Source organism: Mycoplasma struthionis (genome assembly GCF_003855455.1).
GTDB classification, from domain to species: Bacteria; Bacillota_I; Bacilli_A; order Mycoplasmatales; family Metamycoplasmataceae; genus Metamycoplasma; species Metamycoplasma struthionis.
In genome coordinates, this window is record NZ_CP034044.1 from 317,807 (window position 1) to 337,109 (window position 19,303).

General features: G+C 27.7%; 17 protein-coding genes. 11 read left to right on the forward strand and 6 right to left on the reverse strand.

Translation table 4 applies throughout. From position 1 onward, the window contains the following. Positions 1-29: 29 nt before the first annotated feature. From tsaE to EGN60_RS01345, 9 genes are all read left to right on the forward strand, one after another. Positions 30-416: a tRNA (adenosine(37)-N6)-threonylcarbamoyltransferase complex ATPase subunit type 1 TsaE gene (tsaE, locus tag EGN60_RS01305; RefSeq protein ID WP_124724298.1), complete on the forward strand. Its 387-nt coding sequence runs from the start codon at positions 30-32 to the stop codon at positions 414-416. 1 nt (position 417) lies between these two features. Continuing rightward, positions 418-981 (forward strand): hypothetical protein, encoded by a 564-nt coding sequence (locus tag EGN60_RS01310; protein ID WP_124724299.1) that lies wholly within the window; start codon positions 418-420, stop codon positions 979-981. Position 982: 1 nt separating this feature from the next. Continuing rightward, the gene (gene tsaD / locus EGN60_RS01315; protein WP_124724300.1) at positions 983-1,915 is read left to right on the forward strand and encodes a tRNA (adenosine(37)-N6)-threonylcarbamoyltransferase complex transferase subunit TsaD; all 933 of its coding nucleotides are present in this window, start codon (positions 983-985) and stop codon (positions 1,913-1,915) included. A 2-nt stretch (positions 1,916-1,917) separates the two neighbouring features. Beyond that, positions 1,918-2,469, forward strand: coding sequence for a ribosome biogenesis GTP-binding protein YihA/YsxC (yihA, locus tag EGN60_RS01320; protein WP_124724301.1), 552 nt, complete (start codon positions 1,918-1,920; stop codon positions 2,467-2,469). Between the two features lie 36 nt (positions 2,470-2,505). After that, positions 2,506-4,467 carry a GGDEF domain-containing protein gene (locus tag EGN60_RS01325; protein WP_124724302.1) on the forward strand — a complete coding sequence of 654 codons (1,962 nt, stop codon included), beginning with the start codon at positions 2,506-2,508 and terminating at the stop codon, positions 4,465-4,467. Further along, entirely contained in the window at positions 4,448-4,885 is a 438-nt protein-coding gene (rplI, locus tag EGN60_RS01330) for a 50S ribosomal protein L9 (protein WP_124724303.1), read from the forward strand. Before EGN60_RS01325 ends, rplI begins: the two co-directional genes overlap by 20 nt. 21 nt (positions 4,886-4,906) lie before the next feature. Further along, on the forward strand, positions 4,907-6,373 hold the full coding sequence (locus EGN60_RS01335; RefSeq protein WP_124724304.1) for a replicative DNA helicase: 1,467 nt from the start codon (positions 4,907-4,909) through the stop codon (positions 6,371-6,373). A gap of 5 nt (positions 6,374-6,378) precedes the next feature. Next, positions 6,379-7,800 (forward strand): DUF2179 domain-containing protein, encoded by a 1,422-nt coding sequence (locus EGN60_RS01340; protein WP_124724305.1) that lies wholly within the window; start codon positions 6,379-6,381, stop codon positions 7,798-7,800. Positions 7,801-7,890: 90 nt separating this feature from the next. Continuing rightward, complete coding sequence (locus tag EGN60_RS01345) at positions 7,891-9,189, forward strand: YitT family protein (RefSeq protein WP_124724306.1); 1,299 nt, start codon at positions 7,891-7,893, stop codon at positions 9,187-9,189. Positions 9,190-9,226: 37 nt separating this feature from the next. On the opposite strand, the gene EGN60_RS01350 is transcribed toward EGN60_RS01345, so the two are convergent. Next, the gene (locus EGN60_RS01350) at positions 9,227-9,691 is read right to left on the reverse strand and encodes an RpiB/LacA/LacB family sugar-phosphate isomerase (protein ID WP_124724307.1); all 465 of its coding nucleotides are present in this window, start codon (positions 9,689-9,691) and stop codon (positions 9,227-9,229) included. A gap of 11 nt (positions 9,692-9,702) precedes the next feature. After that, complete coding sequence (locus tag EGN60_RS01355) at positions 9,703-10,170, reverse strand: L-threonylcarbamoyladenylate synthase (protein WP_124724308.1); 468 nt, start codon at positions 10,168-10,170, stop codon at positions 9,703-9,705. Between the two features lie 37 nt (positions 10,171-10,207). Here EGN60_RS01355 and mutM point away from each other — a divergent pair, with 37 nt between their 5' ends. Both mutM and EGN60_RS01365 read left to right on the forward strand, forming a co-directional pair. Further along, entirely contained in the window at positions 10,208-11,032 is an 825-nt protein-coding gene (gene mutM / locus EGN60_RS01360) for a DNA-formamidopyrimidine glycosylase (protein WP_124724309.1), read from the forward strand. Then, positions 11,032-11,271: a Smr/MutS family protein gene (locus EGN60_RS01365; RefSeq protein ID WP_124724310.1), complete on the forward strand. Its 240-nt coding sequence runs from the start codon at positions 11,032-11,034 to the stop codon at positions 11,269-11,271. The genes mutM and EGN60_RS01365 overlap by 1 nt, the downstream gene beginning before the upstream one ends. Before the next feature lie 39 nt (positions 11,272-11,310). Here EGN60_RS01365 and EGN60_RS01370 read toward each other — a convergent pair whose 3' ends face one another. Genes EGN60_RS01370 through EGN60_RS01385 form a run of 4 tightly spaced genes read right to left on the reverse strand, consistent with a single transcriptional unit; the run spans position 11,311 to position 19,300 of the window. Then, on the reverse strand, positions 11,311-13,968 hold the full coding sequence (locus EGN60_RS01370; protein ID WP_124724311.1) for a putative immunoglobulin-blocking virulence protein: 2,658 nt from the start codon (positions 13,966-13,968) through the stop codon (positions 11,311-11,313). Positions 13,969-13,977: 9 nt separating this feature from the next. Then, on the reverse strand, positions 13,978-16,299 hold the full coding sequence (mip, locus tag EGN60_RS01375; RefSeq protein WP_124724312.1) for an Ig-specific serine endopeptidase MIP: 2,322 nt from the start codon (positions 16,297-16,299) through the stop codon (positions 13,978-13,980). A 53-nt stretch (positions 16,300-16,352) separates the two neighbouring features. Continuing rightward, positions 16,353-17,768, reverse strand: coding sequence for an MSC_0618 family F1-like ATPase beta subunit (locus tag EGN60_RS01380; protein WP_124724313.1), 1,416 nt, complete (start codon positions 17,766-17,768; stop codon positions 16,353-16,355). Beyond that, complete coding sequence (locus EGN60_RS01385; protein WP_124724314.1) at positions 17,768-19,300, reverse strand: MSC_0619 family F1-like ATPase alpha subunit; 1,533 nt, start codon at positions 19,298-19,300, stop codon at positions 17,768-17,770. The genes EGN60_RS01380 and EGN60_RS01385 overlap by 1 nt, the downstream gene beginning before the upstream one ends. Positions 19,301-19,303: the final 3 nt, after the last annotated feature.

Here is a 19,303-nt window from a genome sequence, read left to right on the forward strand (position 1 = left end):
ATTATATAAATAAATATAAGGAGCAAACATTGAAATTTGTATTTAAAAAAGACGAAAAACTTGATTCTTTAGTTGACTATATTTTATCATTTAAAAATCTAGAAGCAATTTTATTAAACGGTGAATTAGGAGCTGGTAAAACCACTTTAGTTTCTCAAATAGCTAAAAAATTGAATATAACTAAACCAATAGTTTCACCAACATTCAATACTATTTTAATTTATGATAAATTAGTACATATTGATGCTTATAAACTTACTGGTGATTTATTTGCTTATGAAGATTATTTTGAAGACAAATTAGTAGCAATTGAATGAGCTAAAAATATTAAACATGACTTTAAAAATTATTTAGAAATCAATGTTTATTTTGATAAAGATCAAAACCATGTTTTTGAAATATTAAATAAGGAGTAATATGAAATTATTTATTGAAACATCTTTGGATGATTTAATAATTACCAAAATAGAAAACAACATTGTTTCAGATTTTTTACATATTGAAAAATTAACTAAAAAAAGTGATGAATTTTTTAATAAACTAAATACAGTAATTAAAAAAGAAGACAGAAAAAATCTAAAAGCTGTTTATGTAACAATTGGTCCTGGAAGTTTTACAGGTGCAAGAGTTGGCTTTTTAGTTGCTCGAACTTTAGCTCAAATTTCAAAAATAAAATTATACGTTGCTCCAAGTTATGAACTTTTAAAAACACAAAAGAAGTTATTAAATCAAGATTGAAAAAAGATTGTAATTAAAGCTAATAAACACAACAACTATTTAATTGATTTATCTTTTAAAAAACCAAAAGTATCAATAACAAATGAAATAAAAGAATATGATAATTTAGATTTTTCATTATTTAAAAATAATATATCTTTATATTTAAAATCTTTTAAAAGAGTTTGAAATCTAAATAAAGCAAGTCTTTTATATTTCCATGAACCTCAAATAGGAAAAGTTGAAAACAAAGGAGATAATTAAAATGTTGATTTTAGCTATTGAAAGTTCTCATGATGATACCTCTTTTGCTTTACTAAAAGATAATAATTTAATCTGAATGCAAACTCTTTCTCAGATTGAAGTTCACAAAAAATACGGTGGAACAGTTCCTGAAATTGCTTCACGTCTTCATGTTCAAAACATTGGTTTTTTAGTTAATAAATTAAAAAAAGTTGTTAATTTAAAAGAAATAAATTATGTAGCTTATACAAAAGAACCTGGCTTAGTTGGTTCTTTACAAGTGGGTTATTTAGTTGCTGAAACAATTGCAAATTATTTAGATATTCCTTCTTTACCTTTAAATCATTTAGAAGGTCATTTTTATTCAGCTTTTATTAATAAAGATGTGATTTATCCAGCCTTAGGTCTTTTAGTTTCTGGAGGACACAGTCAAATTCTTTTATATAAATCAAAAAACGAATTTGAAATAATGGGTGAGACTCAAGATGATGCTGTTGGAGAAGTTTATGATAAAGTTGCAAGAAAACTAAATCTAGGTTTTCCGGGTGGTCCTTTAATTGATAATTTATGATTAGAAAACAATAAATTTATTCAAAATAAACTAACAATTCCTAAAACAGATAAAGAATTTAACTTTTCTTTTAGTGGTTTAAAAACTCAAATAATTAATTTAATTAATAATGATATAAATAGAAAAATAAATCCAGACATTAAATATTATGCAACAACTTTCCAAAATACAGTTATTGAATATTTAAAAGAACATATGCAAAAAGCAATAGAAATTTATAAACCAAACTGTATTGTTTTAGCTGGCGGAGTTAGTGCTAATAAAGGTATAAGAGAAATGTTTTTAAAATTACATAAAAATGTTTATTTACCTGAATTTCAATATACAACAGATAACGCCATGATGATAGCAAGATTAGCTTATGAAAAATTAAGAAAGGATTAGCAATGTGAAAATATATAAAAAGTGCTTCTGATAAAAAAAGTTGATATGAACACAGCGAAAAAGAACTTATTTTTTGAGGTAGATCAAATGTTGGAAAATCTAGCTTAATAAATGCTCTAGCTAATCAAAAAATTGCTAAAACATCTTCAACTCCAGGTAGAACTAGATTAGTCAATTATTTTTTAACTAATAATCAAAAAATAATTGTAGATTTACCAGGTTATGGCTATGCTACAATGTCAAAAACTGATCAACAAAAAGTTGCAAATATAATTGATGATTATTTTACTAATTCAGAAAATCAAAAAACAGTATGTTTATTAATTGATGCTAAAATTGGTTTTAGTCCTATTGATTTAGAAATGATTGATTATTTAAGATCTTTAAACATTCATTTTGATATCATCATAACAAAAATTGATAAAGCAAATCAATCTCAAAAACATAGAGTAAAAACACAAGCATTAACCTTTAGTAATGAAATCAACATTTTTTTAGTTTCATCAGCTAAAAAAATAGGCATTTTAGATATAATTGATTTTTATCAATTATAAAGGGAATGCTTGTTTTTTCATATATAATTAATTTGTATGAACGAAAAAAATAAGAAAAAACTTTTTTTGATATTAGAAATAATCTTTTTATTTTTACTCCCAAGTATTTTGTTTATGGTGGGAGTTTTTAAACTAAACACTTTAGGCAAGATTATTACTTCTGTAATTTATTTAGTTTTCATTATCTCTACAGGAATTTATTTAATTTTTGCTTTGATTAAATATTCAAGGAGTGTTACAGTTTCTAAAAAATCACTTGATTATTTTGTTCAAACAGAAGCAGGACAATATGGAATTGGAATTATAGTCTTTTTAGACGCTGGTTCAATTTCATGAGTTTCTCCTTTTGTTAAAGAACGGTTTGGAAGCATTATAGGTCAAAATCTTAAAGATGTATTTGACATAAAAGAGTGAAATAATAATAACGTTGATTTTGAATTTAAACATGAAAATCAAGAATATGAAGTCCATGTTATGTTTGAAAGAAACTTTGTTATTTTAAAAGACATAACTGTTCAAAATAACTTATTAAGTGATTATAAAAGACAAAGAATTGTTTTTGGAGAAATAAGCATTGATAACATCGACTTATATCAAGCCTCATTACCACAAGAAGAATTATTTAAGATTTATACTTTGATAGTTAACATTCTTGATGAATTATCAAAAAAATACAACTTAATTTATCGCCAATACGAAAATGGTCGTTTCTTTTTAATAACAAATCAAGAAACTCTAGAAACTTTAGAAAAAAATAATTTTGCGGCTTTTCAAAACATTAATAGCCGTTCAGTTTCTAAAGATATTTCAATAACAATATCTGGTGGTTTTTCATTTGGTATTTTTAAAGATGATACATTAGACCAACTTGCAAAAGATGCTCTAATGCAATCACAAACAAGAGGTGGCGATCAAATAACAGTACTAACCAAAAATGAAAAACCAAGACATTATGGTTCAGTTACTGAAATTGAAGTTAATTTTTCAAGAACTAATCTTAACTATATGGCTAAAAACTTGATTGCAAAATTATCTTCTAAAAAGATTACTAAAGTTATTGCTTATGGACATAAGAACGCAGATTTAGATGCTTTAGGCTCAACTTTTGGAATCTATTCATTATCTAAAGCATTTGATAAAAAGGCTTATATTCAAAACGAAACATTTGATGATACAACACAAAGAGTGTTTAATAATTTAAGTAAAGAAATTAAAGATATATTTATATCACCAAAAGAAGCTAGAGCACTTAGTGATGATAATACTTTAGTTGTAATTTGTGATACATCAGATGAAACAAGAATTGAAAATCAGTTAGCTTTTGAAAATATTAAAAAAGAAAATATTATTGTTTTAGATCACCACAGAATTACTAAAAATCCTGATTTTGCATATCATGAGAATTTATACATTGACTCATTTGCATCATCAGCTAGTGAAATTGTGACAGAAATAATTGCAATCACAAACAATCAAGATAAAATTGATGAACTAACAGCTCAACTTTTATTAAATGGTATTTATCTTGATACAAATACTTTTCAAAAACAAACAACAGCAAAAACTTTCAATGCAGCATCTATATTACAAGAGTGAGGAGCTAAGATTTTAGTTTCAGTTAATACTCTAAAAATGCAAGAAGAAGTTTATAAAGTTGTAAAAGAATTAATTTCTTCAATGCAAGAAGTTAAACCAGGCTATTTTTTAGCTTATAAAAATATCGAAACTTCTACAGATATTATTTCAATGGCAGCAGATGAAATACTACGTGTTAATGGAAGAAAAGCGGCATTCGTTGTTGCAAAACTTTCAGGAACTAAAAAATGCAAAATGTCTGCCCGTGGAATTAACACAAACGTTCAAATAATAGCTGAAGCTGTTAATGGTGGTGGGCACTATGGAACAGCAGCAGCAGAAACAAGTGAACCAATTGAATTATTTGTAGATAACATTAAACAAGCAATAGTGAGTGTGAAAGATGAAAGTAATAATAATTAAAAAATATGAAAAATATAACTTAAATGAAATTGTTGAAGTAAATGATGGATTTGCAAAAAACTTTTTAATTAAAAATGGTTATGCTCAACCAGTTAATAAACAAACATTAGCAAATCTTGAAAGAGTTAGAAGTAATATAAGTGAACAACAAGCAAAAGAAAAAGCTAAAGCAGAAGAACTTAAAAAAGAAATTGAAAAATTAAGTTTAAACTTTACTTTAAAATCAAATGGCAATATAGTTCATGGTAATATTACACACAAAGCAATAATTAAAGAATTATTAAAACATAATATCAAAGTAGACGTTCATAGTTTACAAGGCGAAAGTTACAATACTTTTGGTGTACATCAAGTATTTATTAAATTACATCCAGAAGTAATAGCACTTTTAAAGATTACAATTTTTGAAGAAAAATAATAACTTATTAAGGGGTTTACAATGGCACAAAAAGATATTTCAGTCCAAATTAAAGCATCTTTAAATAATGAAATTTCATTACTTGGTCTAATAATAGCAGATAACTCTGCTTATTTAAAAGTGGCTGAAATTGTTAAACCTGAAATGTTTTATTTCACTGCTAATCAAGTTTTATTTAGAGAATTAAAACAATATAATCTAGACAATCTTGGAAGTGACATTGTAGGCTTTTTAAACTTTTTAGTTAATAAAAAGAAAATAGAAGAAATAGATATGTCAAAATATCTTGACATAAATGAACCTTATGGAACTAATTACATAAACTTTTTAATTCAAAATAGAGGCTTTGAAAAAGAAGTTAGTAGTTATGTAAAAAACCTCGTTGATTCATATAAAACAAGGCTTCTTTATGCTTTATCTCAAAAAACTCAAAATGTTATTAATAATGAAGAGTTTAATATTGATGATTTAATAACTAAAGTTCAAGTTGATTTAATGAATCTTGACTTATCAGAAATTAATGTTAATTTTCAACACGTATCTGATGTAGCGTCTGAGTTAGTTAGCGATATATTAAATAGAAGTAATAATGATGTTGGAGTTGGTCTTCAAACTGGGTTTCCAGAATTAGATAATTATTTAGTCGGTTTAAATCCAGGTTATTTTGTTATTCTAGCAGCACGTCCAGCCATGGGTAAAACTGCTTTTGCTTTGAATCTAGCAGTTAATATGGCTAAATCAAAAAACAAAAAAACACAAAAGAACTTAAATGTTTTATTATTTTCACTTGAAATGTCAAAAGCTCAACTTATACAAAGACTTTTAGCAATTGAATCAACTATTTCAATTCGTTCATTAAAAACAGGCGATCTTTCAAAAGATCAATTAGGGCTTTTATCATTTACTGTTCAAGCAATGCAAAAATGAAATATGTTTTTATGTGAAAAATCATCTTTAACTATTTCGGATATTATTACTATTTCAAAACGTTTTGCAGGTAAGACAAAACCTGATATTATTATCATTGACTATTTACAATTAATTAATGGTGGAAGTGCTGAAAGTAGACATTTAGAAGTTGGTCGGATTTCTCGTTCATTAAAAATTTTGGCTGGTGAATTAGGTTGTCCTATTATTGCTCTTTCTCAACTTAACAGAAATGTTGAAAAAAGAGAAGATAAAACTCCTATTTTGGCTGACATTAATGAATCAGGTTCAATTGAACAAGATGCTGATATTGTTCTGTTTCTATACCGTAAAGATTACTACACTTCTCGTAAGAAAAAAGATAAAGAAAACGAAAACACAGAGATTAGACCAATTGAAGGCGATTCAATGGATAACTTTTCTATAACTGATGTTATTGTTGCAAAAAATCGTCATGGTTCAACTGGTGTAGCTCAACTTACTTTCATGCCAACTTACAACATGTTTGTTTCAAATACGAAAGCTGATATACATTTAAAAAATCAAAAGAAAGGAGAATAATCTAGATGAGTAATTCTGTTAATAAAAAACAGCAAAAAATCAATAAGACTCTTTTAAGTAAAGAAGAAAAAAGAGAACTTTATAGAAAAAAAATGGAAGTCTTGAATCCACAAAAAGTTACTTTATTTAATGTTTGAAAAAAAGATCCTAAAAAAGTTTTATGAATGTTAGTTAGTGCTTTTTTATACAACATTGCCTTAACAGTTTTCTTAAAAAAAGCTGCAACAATTGCTAGTGGAACTTCTTCACTTTCTCAAATAATTACCTTTACTGCCCCTTCTACAGCTCAATTTTATGGTTTGTTTTATGTTTTAGTTAACTTACCATTAATGTTTGCTTTTTTAAGATTGAATCCAAGAATGTTTATGGTTTTAACTTACTATTGAATGGTTTTTCAAGTCGTTGTACAATGTATCTTTATTGAATATTCAGGTCGTGGTTCTAATCCAATAGTTAACTTTATAAACCAGAGAATTACAATATATAATCCTTTAGGTCCTATTACAGTTAATAATCAAGCCTTAGCTTATTACTGAGATCCTTTTGGCTTAGATTTAAGAATATTACCTAAAATAACAAGAGAAAATCACGCTGAAATACTTGGAGCAGCTAATTTATTATTAAATAAAAAGTCAATAGTTTTAGAAAATAAAGAAAATCTTTTTGTTGCTAAGTATTTAGCAAATCAATTTAATGCAAAAGATTTAAGTTTAGTATCAAGTAATATAGTTAACTTTTTTAAAGAAAATAGAGATGCTATTGCATTAGATCATTTAAATGCAGTGGATGTTTTAAAAGATACAAAAATATTTGGTGTTTATGATGGTGCTAATTGACCTACATTAATTTATGCAATACTAGGGGGATTATCTGAAGGATTTGCTTCTATTGTTGCTTGAAGACAAAGAGGTTCAATTGGTGGAACATCAGTTATATCAAACTATATAGCTTATAGAAATAAAAAACCAGTAGGTAATGTATTTTTAATGGTTGCTATTTGTTTTTCTTCATTTTCAACCATAGTTATTGGATCATTAGAATTTACAGGAAATATTAGCGGTCACGTTTGAAACTCTGATTTATTTTTAGTTAGAGTTATGGGAACAATAGTTTATTTATTAGTATTCTCAGTTCTAGTTAATAAATTCTATCCAAAATATAAAAAGGTTAAAATTGAAATTTATACAAAAAGACCTGAGCTTTTAGTTGAAAAATTTAAATTATCAGGTTATAATCACCCATTTAACATTTTTCATGGTGTAGGTGGTTTTAATCACCGTGAATTTGGAAAAATTGAAACAATTGCTTTATATTTAGAAAAAGACCTAATTTTAGAGCATGCAAAAGCAGTAGACAAACAAGCTTGAATTACTATTTCAAACATTCATGGCATTGTTGGTTCATTTGATACATCATATGTTGATTAACTTAATAAAATAATTTAAAAAATAAGTTAAAATATTAAATTATTATTATCGCATTAAAAAATAAATAAAAAAAAGAAAAGGAGGTGTACTATGCTAAGAAAAGAAACTTCAGAAGAGTTAATTCAATTAGAAAAACAAAATCAGTCTAAAAGAATTAAAAGGATTAAAGAATCAAAAAATCACTTTGATTTAAACCCTTATGGTGTTAACTTCTTTAATATCTGAGTTAAATTTCCTAAAAAAATGTTCTTTATTTTTATATCAGCAATTTTATATAACATTGCTGTTGCAACATTTTTAGCAAAAGCAGCAACAATTGCAACCGGCTTGTCAGCACTAGTACAAACAATTACTTTTAGTGTTTCAAAAACAGCGCCATATTTTGCTTACATATACTTTTTATTTAACTTACCTTTAGTTATCTTCTTCTGAAAGAAAAATGCACGTTTATTTATGGTTTTAACAACCTATTGATTAATATGACAAATGTGTTTTCAAAGTTTATTGTTAATTCCACAAGTAAGCAACGTTTTTGACAAAATAGCTATTTTTTATGTTAACTGACAAACCCCTGGTAAAGGTGAATATGGAGATATTCAAAATAGCTTAAGAACTTTAATACCTTGAGAAGCTTATGGAAATTATTTAAATCATTACAGTTCTTGATGAAATTTAATTAAAGACCAAGATGCTTTTATGAAACAATTTAACTTATCATCAGCGGAATATCTATCATTATTAAGATTCTATGATGTTTTATCACGTGGGTATACAAACCCAACTTGACCGATTATTATTTATGCAGTAATTGGTGCAATATGTGGTGGTTCAGCTGGTGGATTAGCATGAAAAAATTCAGCTTCAACAGCTGGAGGGGACTTTATAGTTTACTATCTATCAAGAGTTAAACAAAAATCAGTTGGTAGTATGTCTATGATAATTGCTTTCTGTTTTGCTAGTTTTTCAATTTTTGTTATTTCAACTCTAGAATTAAGTGGAGTTGTATCAAAAGGCCCTGGAGGCAAACCATTAAACCATGGAGCAATTTTATTAAGAGTTTTATGTTCAGTTTGCTACATCTTTATTTATAGTGCCTTCCTTGAACTTATATTCCCTAAATATAAGAAAATTAAAATTGAAATATATACAAAAGAACCTGAAAAAATTATTAAACACTTTAAAGACATTAAATATTGACATGGTTACAATATTTCACATGTTACAGGCGGATATACAGGCACAGAAACTACAGTAATCGAAACTACAGCGCTATTTTTAGAACAAAACTCAATTAAAAATGAAGTTTGAGTAGCGGAACCAAATGCTTGAATTACAATTACAAGAGTTCATAACATTCACGGTCACTTTGATACTTCTAAAATAGATTAAAAAAATTCCTTGCTAACTTAAAGCAAGGAATTTTTAATTATTCGTCTTGACCAACTTCGTCTAATTTATTAATTCTTGGAATATGTCTATTTCCTTCAAACTTAGTTGTTTCTCATTTGTGAAACATAGCTTCAATATCATCTGAGCTATTTAATCTTCCACCCATACATAAAATGTTAGCATCGTTGTGAAGTTTAGCTAATTCAGCTTCTTTAACACTTGTTACTCTTGCACATCTTACATGTTTAAAACGGTTTAGAGCGATACTTATACCAATACCTGAACCACAAAAAGCCACGTATTTAGCTGTTTCGCTGTCATTATCTTTTAATAATTCTTTAGCAAAGTCAATTCCAACTTCTGAATATGAAACAGATACATCTGGGCTTGTTGAACCATATAATTCAACATCATAGCCTTCGTTAGTTAATCTTTTTGCTAATTCAACTTTTGCTTCATGACCTGCGTGGTCACTTACTATTTTAACTTTTGTTTTTTCCATAATATCCTCTTTTACGGTCTTAAAATTTTTCCATCTTCAACTCTAATAATTGTACTAGGTTGTTGCGTCATTTCTCCAAAATTAAAAACTTTTTTAATCTGAGGAAATAATATTTTAGCATTTTCAATTGTCTTACATACCGGCTGATTAGATAAATTACAGCTTGACATATAAATAGGTCCATTTTTTTCAAGATAATCTAGTAATTCTTTTTGATTTGGCATTCTAAAGCCTTGATCATTAATTACTAAAGTATAAGCTCCGGGTCAGTATTTTTGAGCCAACTCTTCAGCTTTATCATTTCACTGTTTAAATTCTCTTGCTTGTTTTATTGAAGAAACTAAAATTATTAATTTTTTAGAACGATCACGACCTTTAATTTCATAAATTAAATCTTCAATTTCTTTTGAAACAGGACCACCTATACCCAAAACTGTGTCAGTGGTAGAAATTAGCAATTTATCATATTTATCTTGCATATTAAAATTATAACAAAAAAATGTGTAAAATTAAGTTATGCCCGAATTACCAGAAGTAAGAACTGTTTGCCGTATTTTAAAAGAAAAAGTGCTAAATAAAGAAATAAAAAAAGTTTTAGTTTTTAAACCTAAGTTGTTTAGAGAACTAATAGTAGATGATTTTATTCAAGAATTAGAGAATGAAAAAATCTTAGGTATTGAAAACTTAGGCAAACACATAATAATTAAATTAACGAATAAAAAAGTTTTATTATCTCATTTAAGAATGGAGGGTAAATATCGCTTTTTTGAAAAAAGCGAATCACCTGATAAACATACAGTTGCTATATTTAAATTTAAAGACAATACAGAACTTCATTATGTTGACACAAGAATGTTTGGTACATTTTATTTAAGAACCATTGATGATTATTTAACTAAACTTCCTTTGTCTAAAATAGCAGCTGAACCAGGAAATATTAATGTTGAACAAGTCTTAGAAAAACTTTCAAAAACAACAGTAAGTATAAAAACAAAACTTTTAGATCAAACAATTGTTTCCGGAATTGGAAATATATATGTAGATGAAGCCTTATTTTTAGCAAAAGTTCATCCCACATCTCCATCTTGCAATATACCCAAAAATGTTATTAAAAAAATATTAAAATATACCCACGATGTTATGCGAGAAAGTTACGAATATGGAGGTTCAACTTTATTTAGTTATGAAAGTATGAATCATGAGCAAGGACAATTTCAAGATAAATTAAAAATTCATAATAGTAAATTAAAAAATTGCTCAGTGTGCTCAAATCCTATTTATAAAATCAAAGTTAACAAAAGAGGAACATACGTTTGCCCTCATTGTCAGAAGGTTTACTAATGAGAGCATGATATGAACCATTAGAACTTGATTTGCATGGTTTGGATACTATAGAAGCAAGTTCACAAACACTTTTAGCATTATATGAATTTAAAAATGATGAGTATAATGATACAATGGACATTATTGTTGGTATAGGCACAGGTGCTTTAAGATTAACTGTAGAAGAAATTTTAGACAAAGAAGGATATAGATACTCTTATTTAAATAATAGAGCAGTTATAAGAGTTTATAAATAGAATTAAAAACGCCATATTACAATTGGCGTTTTTAATTTGTTAAATAAATTGTGGTCCTTGAATTTCTGCTGGTTTTGAAGGATTGAAGTTATCTGGTTTAACTTGAACAGTAATGTTATGTACAGAAGCAGCTTGGGTGCTTTGAATTGCATCTCTCATGGCTTCATTATCTACATAAACAGTTTTAAACACTTTTTTACCAGCTTCAAAAAGTCCGTATAGTTGTTCATTATAGCCATAAGGTAAGTCTTTTGCAAGCCCTTTTATATATAGTGTATTAACTGGAACAGGACTTACAAATTTCAATTCAGCTTTTTGAGGTCCTTTTACTATAAGTCTTTTTCATTGCTGTTGATCTAATGTATTTCCATCTACTTCAAAAACATTACTTCCATTTGCTAGAGTTAATCTATTAAATACTTTATCATTTAAATCTAAACCCTTTAAACTTCTTAGTTCAGGATGAAGTGATAAATCTATTCTTGACATTCAACTACCGTCACCCATTGAACCATTAAATATTCGTCAAGTTTTTCTAGTTGTGTAAGCTAGTGTAAAACCTTCTTGAATTTCAGAGAACGTATCTTTTTTAGCAGGTCTAATTGTATCAAATACTATAGAACTTGCTCTAGGTGTTGAATTAGAAGGATACTCTGGAGATTTGTTTACATTGTAATCAAATGAAACATTTTTAGTGTGTCTAAATGCAATGGGGTCTATTCCCCAGGCTTCATCTAAGTTATTTCCTTTTGTAACAATTTGTATGTCGTCTAAGTATTTATCTTTTAGACCAACTAATGAAGAAGTGTCATTTGTTTCAAAGAATAATGTTGCACTTTTAATTTGAGTAGGCAATTGGGATAAAATTTCTGAAAAATCTTGTTTTTTATCAATTAATCCCATGTTTTCGATTATAACACCAGTTATTCTAGGATTAGCTTTAATGAAGTCTAAGAATTTTTTGTATCCTTTTTTATTTGTTGCATCAAGTTTGGCAATATATTTTCTAGTATTTTTGTCAGGAACTGTAGTATTATCTGCGTCTGGTTTGTATTCATAAACTCTTATACCATCATCTAACCTATCCCCATTACCGTCTATTTTTTCTCTATCTGCTATTTTGGTTAAACCATCGAATGTATCAGATGCATCAACTTTACTTCAACCAAAATAATCGTTGTCTAAAACTTGACCAGGGTTTCTTTTGTATTCTGATGAACTTGAAAAATATCTATGTTCATTTTCTTCTATATAATGGTTTAAAACAGCGTTATCTTTTTTGTTTGCGTAATCTCAAACTGTTCCACCATTATTGTAAGTTGGGTAATGTTGTCAAAATCAAATAACAGGGACCATACCTTTGTTAGCAAAATCCTCTCAGTTGTTTTGTATGTCTCTTATAAGATTTTTTAAAGTCGTTAAGCCATTTGGTTGGCCGAAAACAGCATTTTCAAAAAATCTATCAAATATAACTGGATCGCTAGGATTGAATGTTTTAATAAGATCGTTTTTTAACCTATTAAAATCATTTCTATTGTTTATTTCAAGGATTTTGTTATACTTATTGACTTCTGCTCTTACGTCTTCTTTTGCTTTTCCTGTCAAAGGTTTTGGGTTTGTAGGTGTTAGTGATGTTTCATAAAAATCTTTAACGTATGAATCAGGATAAACATTCACCCCTGGGCTTGCAGTAGGAGGTTGATCTTCTGGAGCATTACTTCTAGGTTTAGGGATTTCAGCGGGTCTTGTAATTGATGGTGGAGGTGTAGGCGTGTTTACTTCTCTCCTATTATCTTCTCTTCTATCTTCATCTAAAGTTTTAGGAGGTGTAGGATCTTCTTGTGGTCTTTCTGGTAGTTTGCTTGTTGGTACAACAACAATATTATTTTCTTCATCAGGTTTAATTTTAATAGTATCAGGATTTTCTTTTGTTTTGAATCCTGTTGGAATTTCAGATTTTCAGTCAATAGGCGTATTGTCACCTTTGTCTCTTGTTATTGTTGTTCTATAAACAGTGTGGCCCTGTTCATTTATGAAATTTAAAACAGTAACAACTTTAACTTTCTTTATTAAAAATCTATTAGTTTTACCTTCTATAATTTTATAGTTTGGGTCTACATATTCAAAACCATCAGGTAAATATGAAGCTAAATTTTCTAATGATCTTGTACCTTTTTTAAATGAATCACTTCTATAAACTTCATCATTAAAAATAATTTGAATTACAGTATTTTCTGAAGGGTCTTCTTCTTTTATTCAATATTCATTTTCTTGACCTAAATTCACAGTTGGTTTATCTGTTTTTTGTTTTTCAACATCAATTTCTCATCCAGAAGGAATATATGTTGTAGGATCTATTTTTTTATCTTCATCTTTTTTAGATATAACTTGAGCTTTAAATTTTAATTCTCCTGTTTTTGAATCTTTAAATAACAATTTAGTAATTACGTCTTTTTCAGGATCTGGTTTTCTAACTAAGTTAACATCTGTGTTTGAATTGTTTGCATCTTTTATAATAACATCATCAGTATTAAGTTTAGGTGTTGAATTACGTTCAAAAGCATCTAATTTAACATTAAAACCAATTTTTGAACGAGTTGTATATATTCCTGCTGCTACACCAGCAGAAACCATTCCAATTGAACCTATAGATACTAAAGCTTTTATTACTTTTCTTTTTTTACTATAGACTGCCATATTTACCTCCTATCTTTTACTAGTTGTGTTTTTAAATTGATGATCAACAGGTATATTTTTAACACCTTCTGGGAATAAATGAGTTTTATAATCTCCATTATACAACTTTTCTAAGGCTTGACGATAAGAAGTTCTTTGATTTCTTCCTCCGCCATATACTAAATCATATTGTTCTAGATTATATTTTCCATACGCACCTTTATAATCAATTCCATTTGATCTTAATGCTAATACTAATGAAATTAATGATACAGCAGCTGAATCACCAGCAGCAAAGTTAATACCTACTATATTTCTATCAATATCTCTAACTTGTGAGCCTGATGAACCACCTAATGGTTCTCAAGAGTTTAATGAAAATCCTAAACCATAAAATAAGAACTCTTTACCAGGTCATGGCGCATCTTTTTCTTCAAAAAATTTTGGAACTGTAAATCCAGAAGCGCCGTCACTAATTGTTGGAGAAACAATAGTTAAATCAAATATTCCTGGTTTTGTTCTAAAGTTTCTTATTGCTAATGATCTTGAAACTCCTCACCCTTCTTCATCTGTTGTTCTTTTTAAATTCTTAGGTTTATTTACTCAAACTGAGGCGGCTCCTCTTAATGAAACTCTATCAGTCTGTGTTAAAAATTTTTCATCTTCTATTTGATTATCTCCTTCAGCATTAGGAAAACCTAAAGCTAAAAAGTTTACGTTTAATTTATCAGTTTTTACATTAATTGTTGTGTCAACTAAATTATTTAAATCATTTGGATCTTGTTTTTGTGTATCGTATGAAACAGAAACTTTTTCATCTTTTAAATTGTTGTAAATTTCATTAATATCAAAGTTAGCTGGTTTTGCTTTTTCATTTTCAGGAAGTTCAGCATAACCATTTGTTACTCATTTAGCGAAATCCTGTGCAGTATTAATATTAAAATTTTGTGAATAATTTGCAAAATTTATGTCGTTTCTAATTACTCTAAAATTCTTACTTTTTGAAAAATCTATTTCTAGAACAGCAAAATCAGCCATTTCTTGAAGATTTTTTAATTTTTCATTTGCTACATAATCACTCGGGTTAGTCTTTAAAAAGTTTGTTCCCGCATAAACTATTTTTACTTGTTCAGGATCTAAAGTCACTCTTTCTACATTTGGGTCATTATAAGTAAAATTCAAACGAGTTTTCAAAGGTGTATCTTTTCTAAATCTTTCTAATGTAATTCGACTTGTTTTACCTTTATTTGCTGCTTGAGCAGCTTGAAAAAGTTTTTGAGCATTTTCATATTTATTTATATATGGTCTCATTCTTGGGTCTGTGTATATTTTACCATAATCAAATTCTGGTGTTGTTGTACCACCTACAGGTACTCCATAATCAGTCATAGGAATTGCATAATATCCTAATTGTGTAGCCATTACTTTAAAATCTTCAAAAGCGCTATCAAATTCAGCCTTAGCCGCTTTGTAATTCTTAGCTTCTTCTGCGGCATTTGAAATATTATGATATGGATCATTTTTATGTGATTCATCTTGTCTAAAAGACATAGCAACGTGTAAATTTGTAGCTAAATATCATTTAGTTGGATATGATTCATTTGGGTTGGATTTAGCATAATCTAAAATTCATGTTGTTCCTCAAGTTGCATTAGTTTCATTTTGTAAATCTTCATTAGTATTAGAAAATATAATTCTAAATGATTGATTTAGCAATTCTTTATATTTATCATTTGGAATAAATCTTGAACGGCCTGCGTCTAAAGGTTCTGATTGTCAGTAAGGTCCTTTTAAAGAATTTCCAAATGGATTTAATACTAATTTACCATCTCTATTAGGAACAGAAAAGTCTTTTAAAACCGAATCTTTAAATGATGGAAGATTGTTTGCTTTTGCATCTCTATCAAATTTTTCTACGTCATATTTGGTCGTATCAAATGTACTATATTTAGGAAAGAAATCATTACTTTCTAATCCCTTAATATATGATGCTTCTTCTACTTTATATTTCTCTTCTTCATTTGGTAAAGCATTAAATGTTTTAGGATCAATATCAGGAACAGTTGCATTTCTGCCTGCTCCTAATTCACCAAATGAGCCATCACCAGGATATCTAAGAGGTGGTCCTGCTGGATCAACTTCAACGTCATCTCCTGGATCTGGTTGTCCTGGGACTCTAGTTTTGTTTTTTTCTTTAGTTTTTTCTTCTTCTTTTACCTTACCACTATTGTTTTCATTTGTTTTATCTAATTTTCCTTTTTCAGGTTTTGCACAAGAAGCTGAAATAATAGGTAAAACGGTAGGTATAAGAATAGCATTTAATAATAAAGTAAGCTTTTTGACTTTTTTCATAGAGTCCTCCAGTTTATTTTTTAAATTTTGTTTATATATTTTATATTTATTTTTTATTTTTTAGCTTTTGTTTTAATTTCTTGACTAGCTTCTTCAACTATAGGTGTTGGCTGAACAATTTTTAGATCTTTTGTTGAGCCGATGTATAGAAATTCTGATGGGTGAACATCTATATATTTACCTTCAATTATTTCTACAACTGAGTCAACAGTTTCATTTAAAGGTACATATTGTCCTTTTTCATGTGTAAAGTATTCTGTCATAAAGAAGTATTGTGAGAAAAAGTTTTGTAATTGTAAAGCTTTTTTAACGACAATTTTAGAAGCATCATCAAGTTCATCTACCCCTAAAATCAAAATAACATCTTCTAATTCTTTATATTTTTGAAGTATTTTTTTAGTTTCTAAAATAGCTTCATAATGTTTTTTACCAATAATTAATGGGTTAACAGTAGCTGATGATGAAGCAAGAGCATCAAAAGCTGGGAAAATATTTTTAGCTGAAACTTCACGAGATAGAACTAAACTACCATTTAAGTGGTTAAAGATTGCAACAGCAGATGGGTCTGATAAATCATCCATTGGTAAAAAGACTGTTTGGAATGATGTAATAGCACCATTTTTATTTGTAAACAATCTATTTTGAATTTGTGAAATTTCAGTGTTCATTGTAGCTTGGTAACCACCTAAAGACGGTTTTTTATCTAAAGAGGCAGAAATTTCGTTTCCAGCTTGTAGAAAACGGAAAATATTATCAATAAATAATAAAACATTCTCTTTATTAACATCACGAGCATATTCGGCAGCTGTAACTCCAACAGGAACTATACTCATTCTAGCTCCAGCGGTTTCGTTCATTTTTGCTATATACATTGATGAGTTTTTCATCAAGTTTGATTCTTTTAAATCATTATATAATTCAACACCTTCACGAGAACGTTCTCCTGAACCTATAAAAATTGATGATGTATTTTGTTGTGTATTTGAAAGTTTAAAAATGATTTCTTTCATTAAAACTGTTTTTCCAACCCCAGCACCACCAAAAATACCAATTTTAGCACCTTTTAGAATAGGAATAAAGAAGTCAATTGCTTTAATACCAGTTTCCATTAATTCAGGCTTAATTGCATAGTCTGAATTTTCGATAATTGTTGAGTTCATTTCAACATAATCAAAACCTGAGTTTGCATTATTTTGTGAAACACCATCAACGTCAAAAATATTGTTTTTAGCTTTTTTTCCTACTGGGACCATAAAGCTTGATTTTGTGTTAGTTATTTCATCATTGATTTGAATTTTTCCATCAGTTCTGATAATCATTGCATAAACAGTTTCATCGTCAACAATTTTTTTAACCATAAAACTACTTGTTTTATCTTTTTTTAGTAATATGTCATTAATTTTAGGCATATTACTTTTATTAAAATTTATTTCAACAACGTCTGTTCAAATTTTTGTAATTTTAGCCATTATTTAGCCTCCATTATGTTTTCTATTGCTTGAATTTCTGAATCTGATAGTCTAACAAATTCTTTATCTATATTAATTTTTCAACCTAAATTCTTGTATTCACCATATTGTCTTAATACAAAAGCGAAATATTCTTTTGCTTTTGTTTCATTTGGTAATGAGTTAGCCATAATTTTCTTAAATACTTCATTAGCTAATTCGTTTGTTGCAAATAGAGCTTCTAAGAATTTAATTGCTACTTCAATGTCTTTAACATCTGAGAAAATGTTTCATGATATTAATTTAGACATTAAATACATATTTTCATCTGAATAAATTGAAACACCTTTTTGAATAAACATGTTTTCAATTAATTGACCTTTATTGATTAATGCTTTAGTTTCATCGTTTAAATCGTATTTTAATGATGCTAATTTAGTTTGACGTTTATATGCTCTAAATATTTTTCCAACTTCATGAGCAATTCTTGAAATGTGTTCTTTTTGAACTGCTCCCCCAATTCTACTTACAGATAAATCAACATCAATAGCAGGTAAATAATTTAAAGCAAATAATTTATCATTAGTTACTAATTGACCGTCTGTTATAGATATAACGTTTGATGCTATTAAAGAAGTTATATCATTATCAATAATTTGTAAAATAGGTAATGCTGTAATTGATTTACGGTTTTTAAATTTACCACTTCTTTCTAATAATCTAGAGTGAGCGAAAAACATATCTCCAGGGAATGCTTCTTTACCAACTGGTTTATTTGTTAATAAAGCAATTTCTCTAAATATATTAGCATGAGCTGTTAAATCATCAAAGACAATTAAAACATCACTTTCATAAGATAGATTTTCAGCATGAGCCATAGCTACATAAGGTGCTAAATATTGGTCATATGGGTTATCAGATTTAGCTGCAACTATCATTGTGTAATCTAAAGCACCATTTGCTTTTAACATTTCATAAATTGCTGAAACTTGTGAATGTTGTTGTCCTATTGCTACATAAACACATTTAACATTTTGATTTTTTTGGTTAATAATAGCATTTAATGCAATATGAGTTTTACCAGTTTTTCTATTTCCAATAATTAATTCTCTTTGTCCTTTTCCAATTGGAATTAATAAATCAGTTAAAACATATCCTGTTTTTAATTGATCTGTTAAAGGTTCGTAGTCTAAAAGTTTTGTATATGTGTTAAAAATTTGAGAATTGTATTTTAAAAACTTTTTAGGTTGTTCTTTTACTAAAGGGAAAAGAATATTGTTTTTAATATCAATAATTTTTCCTAAATAATCAAGTGAAGTTTGAACTGTGTTTGTATTTTCAATTTCAATAACTTCTTTACCAATTGCAAAATCGTTAATATCACCGTTTGATAAACAGAATGCTTTGTTTTCACTTGCTGAAATTAATAAAAGTTGTGCATTTTTATTATCTTTTAAAGCAAACATTTGATTTTGTTGATAATCATTATTACCAGTTACTTCTATAACGTAATCAAATATTGCAGTAATAATTAGTTTGTTTTCTTTTGCCATAAA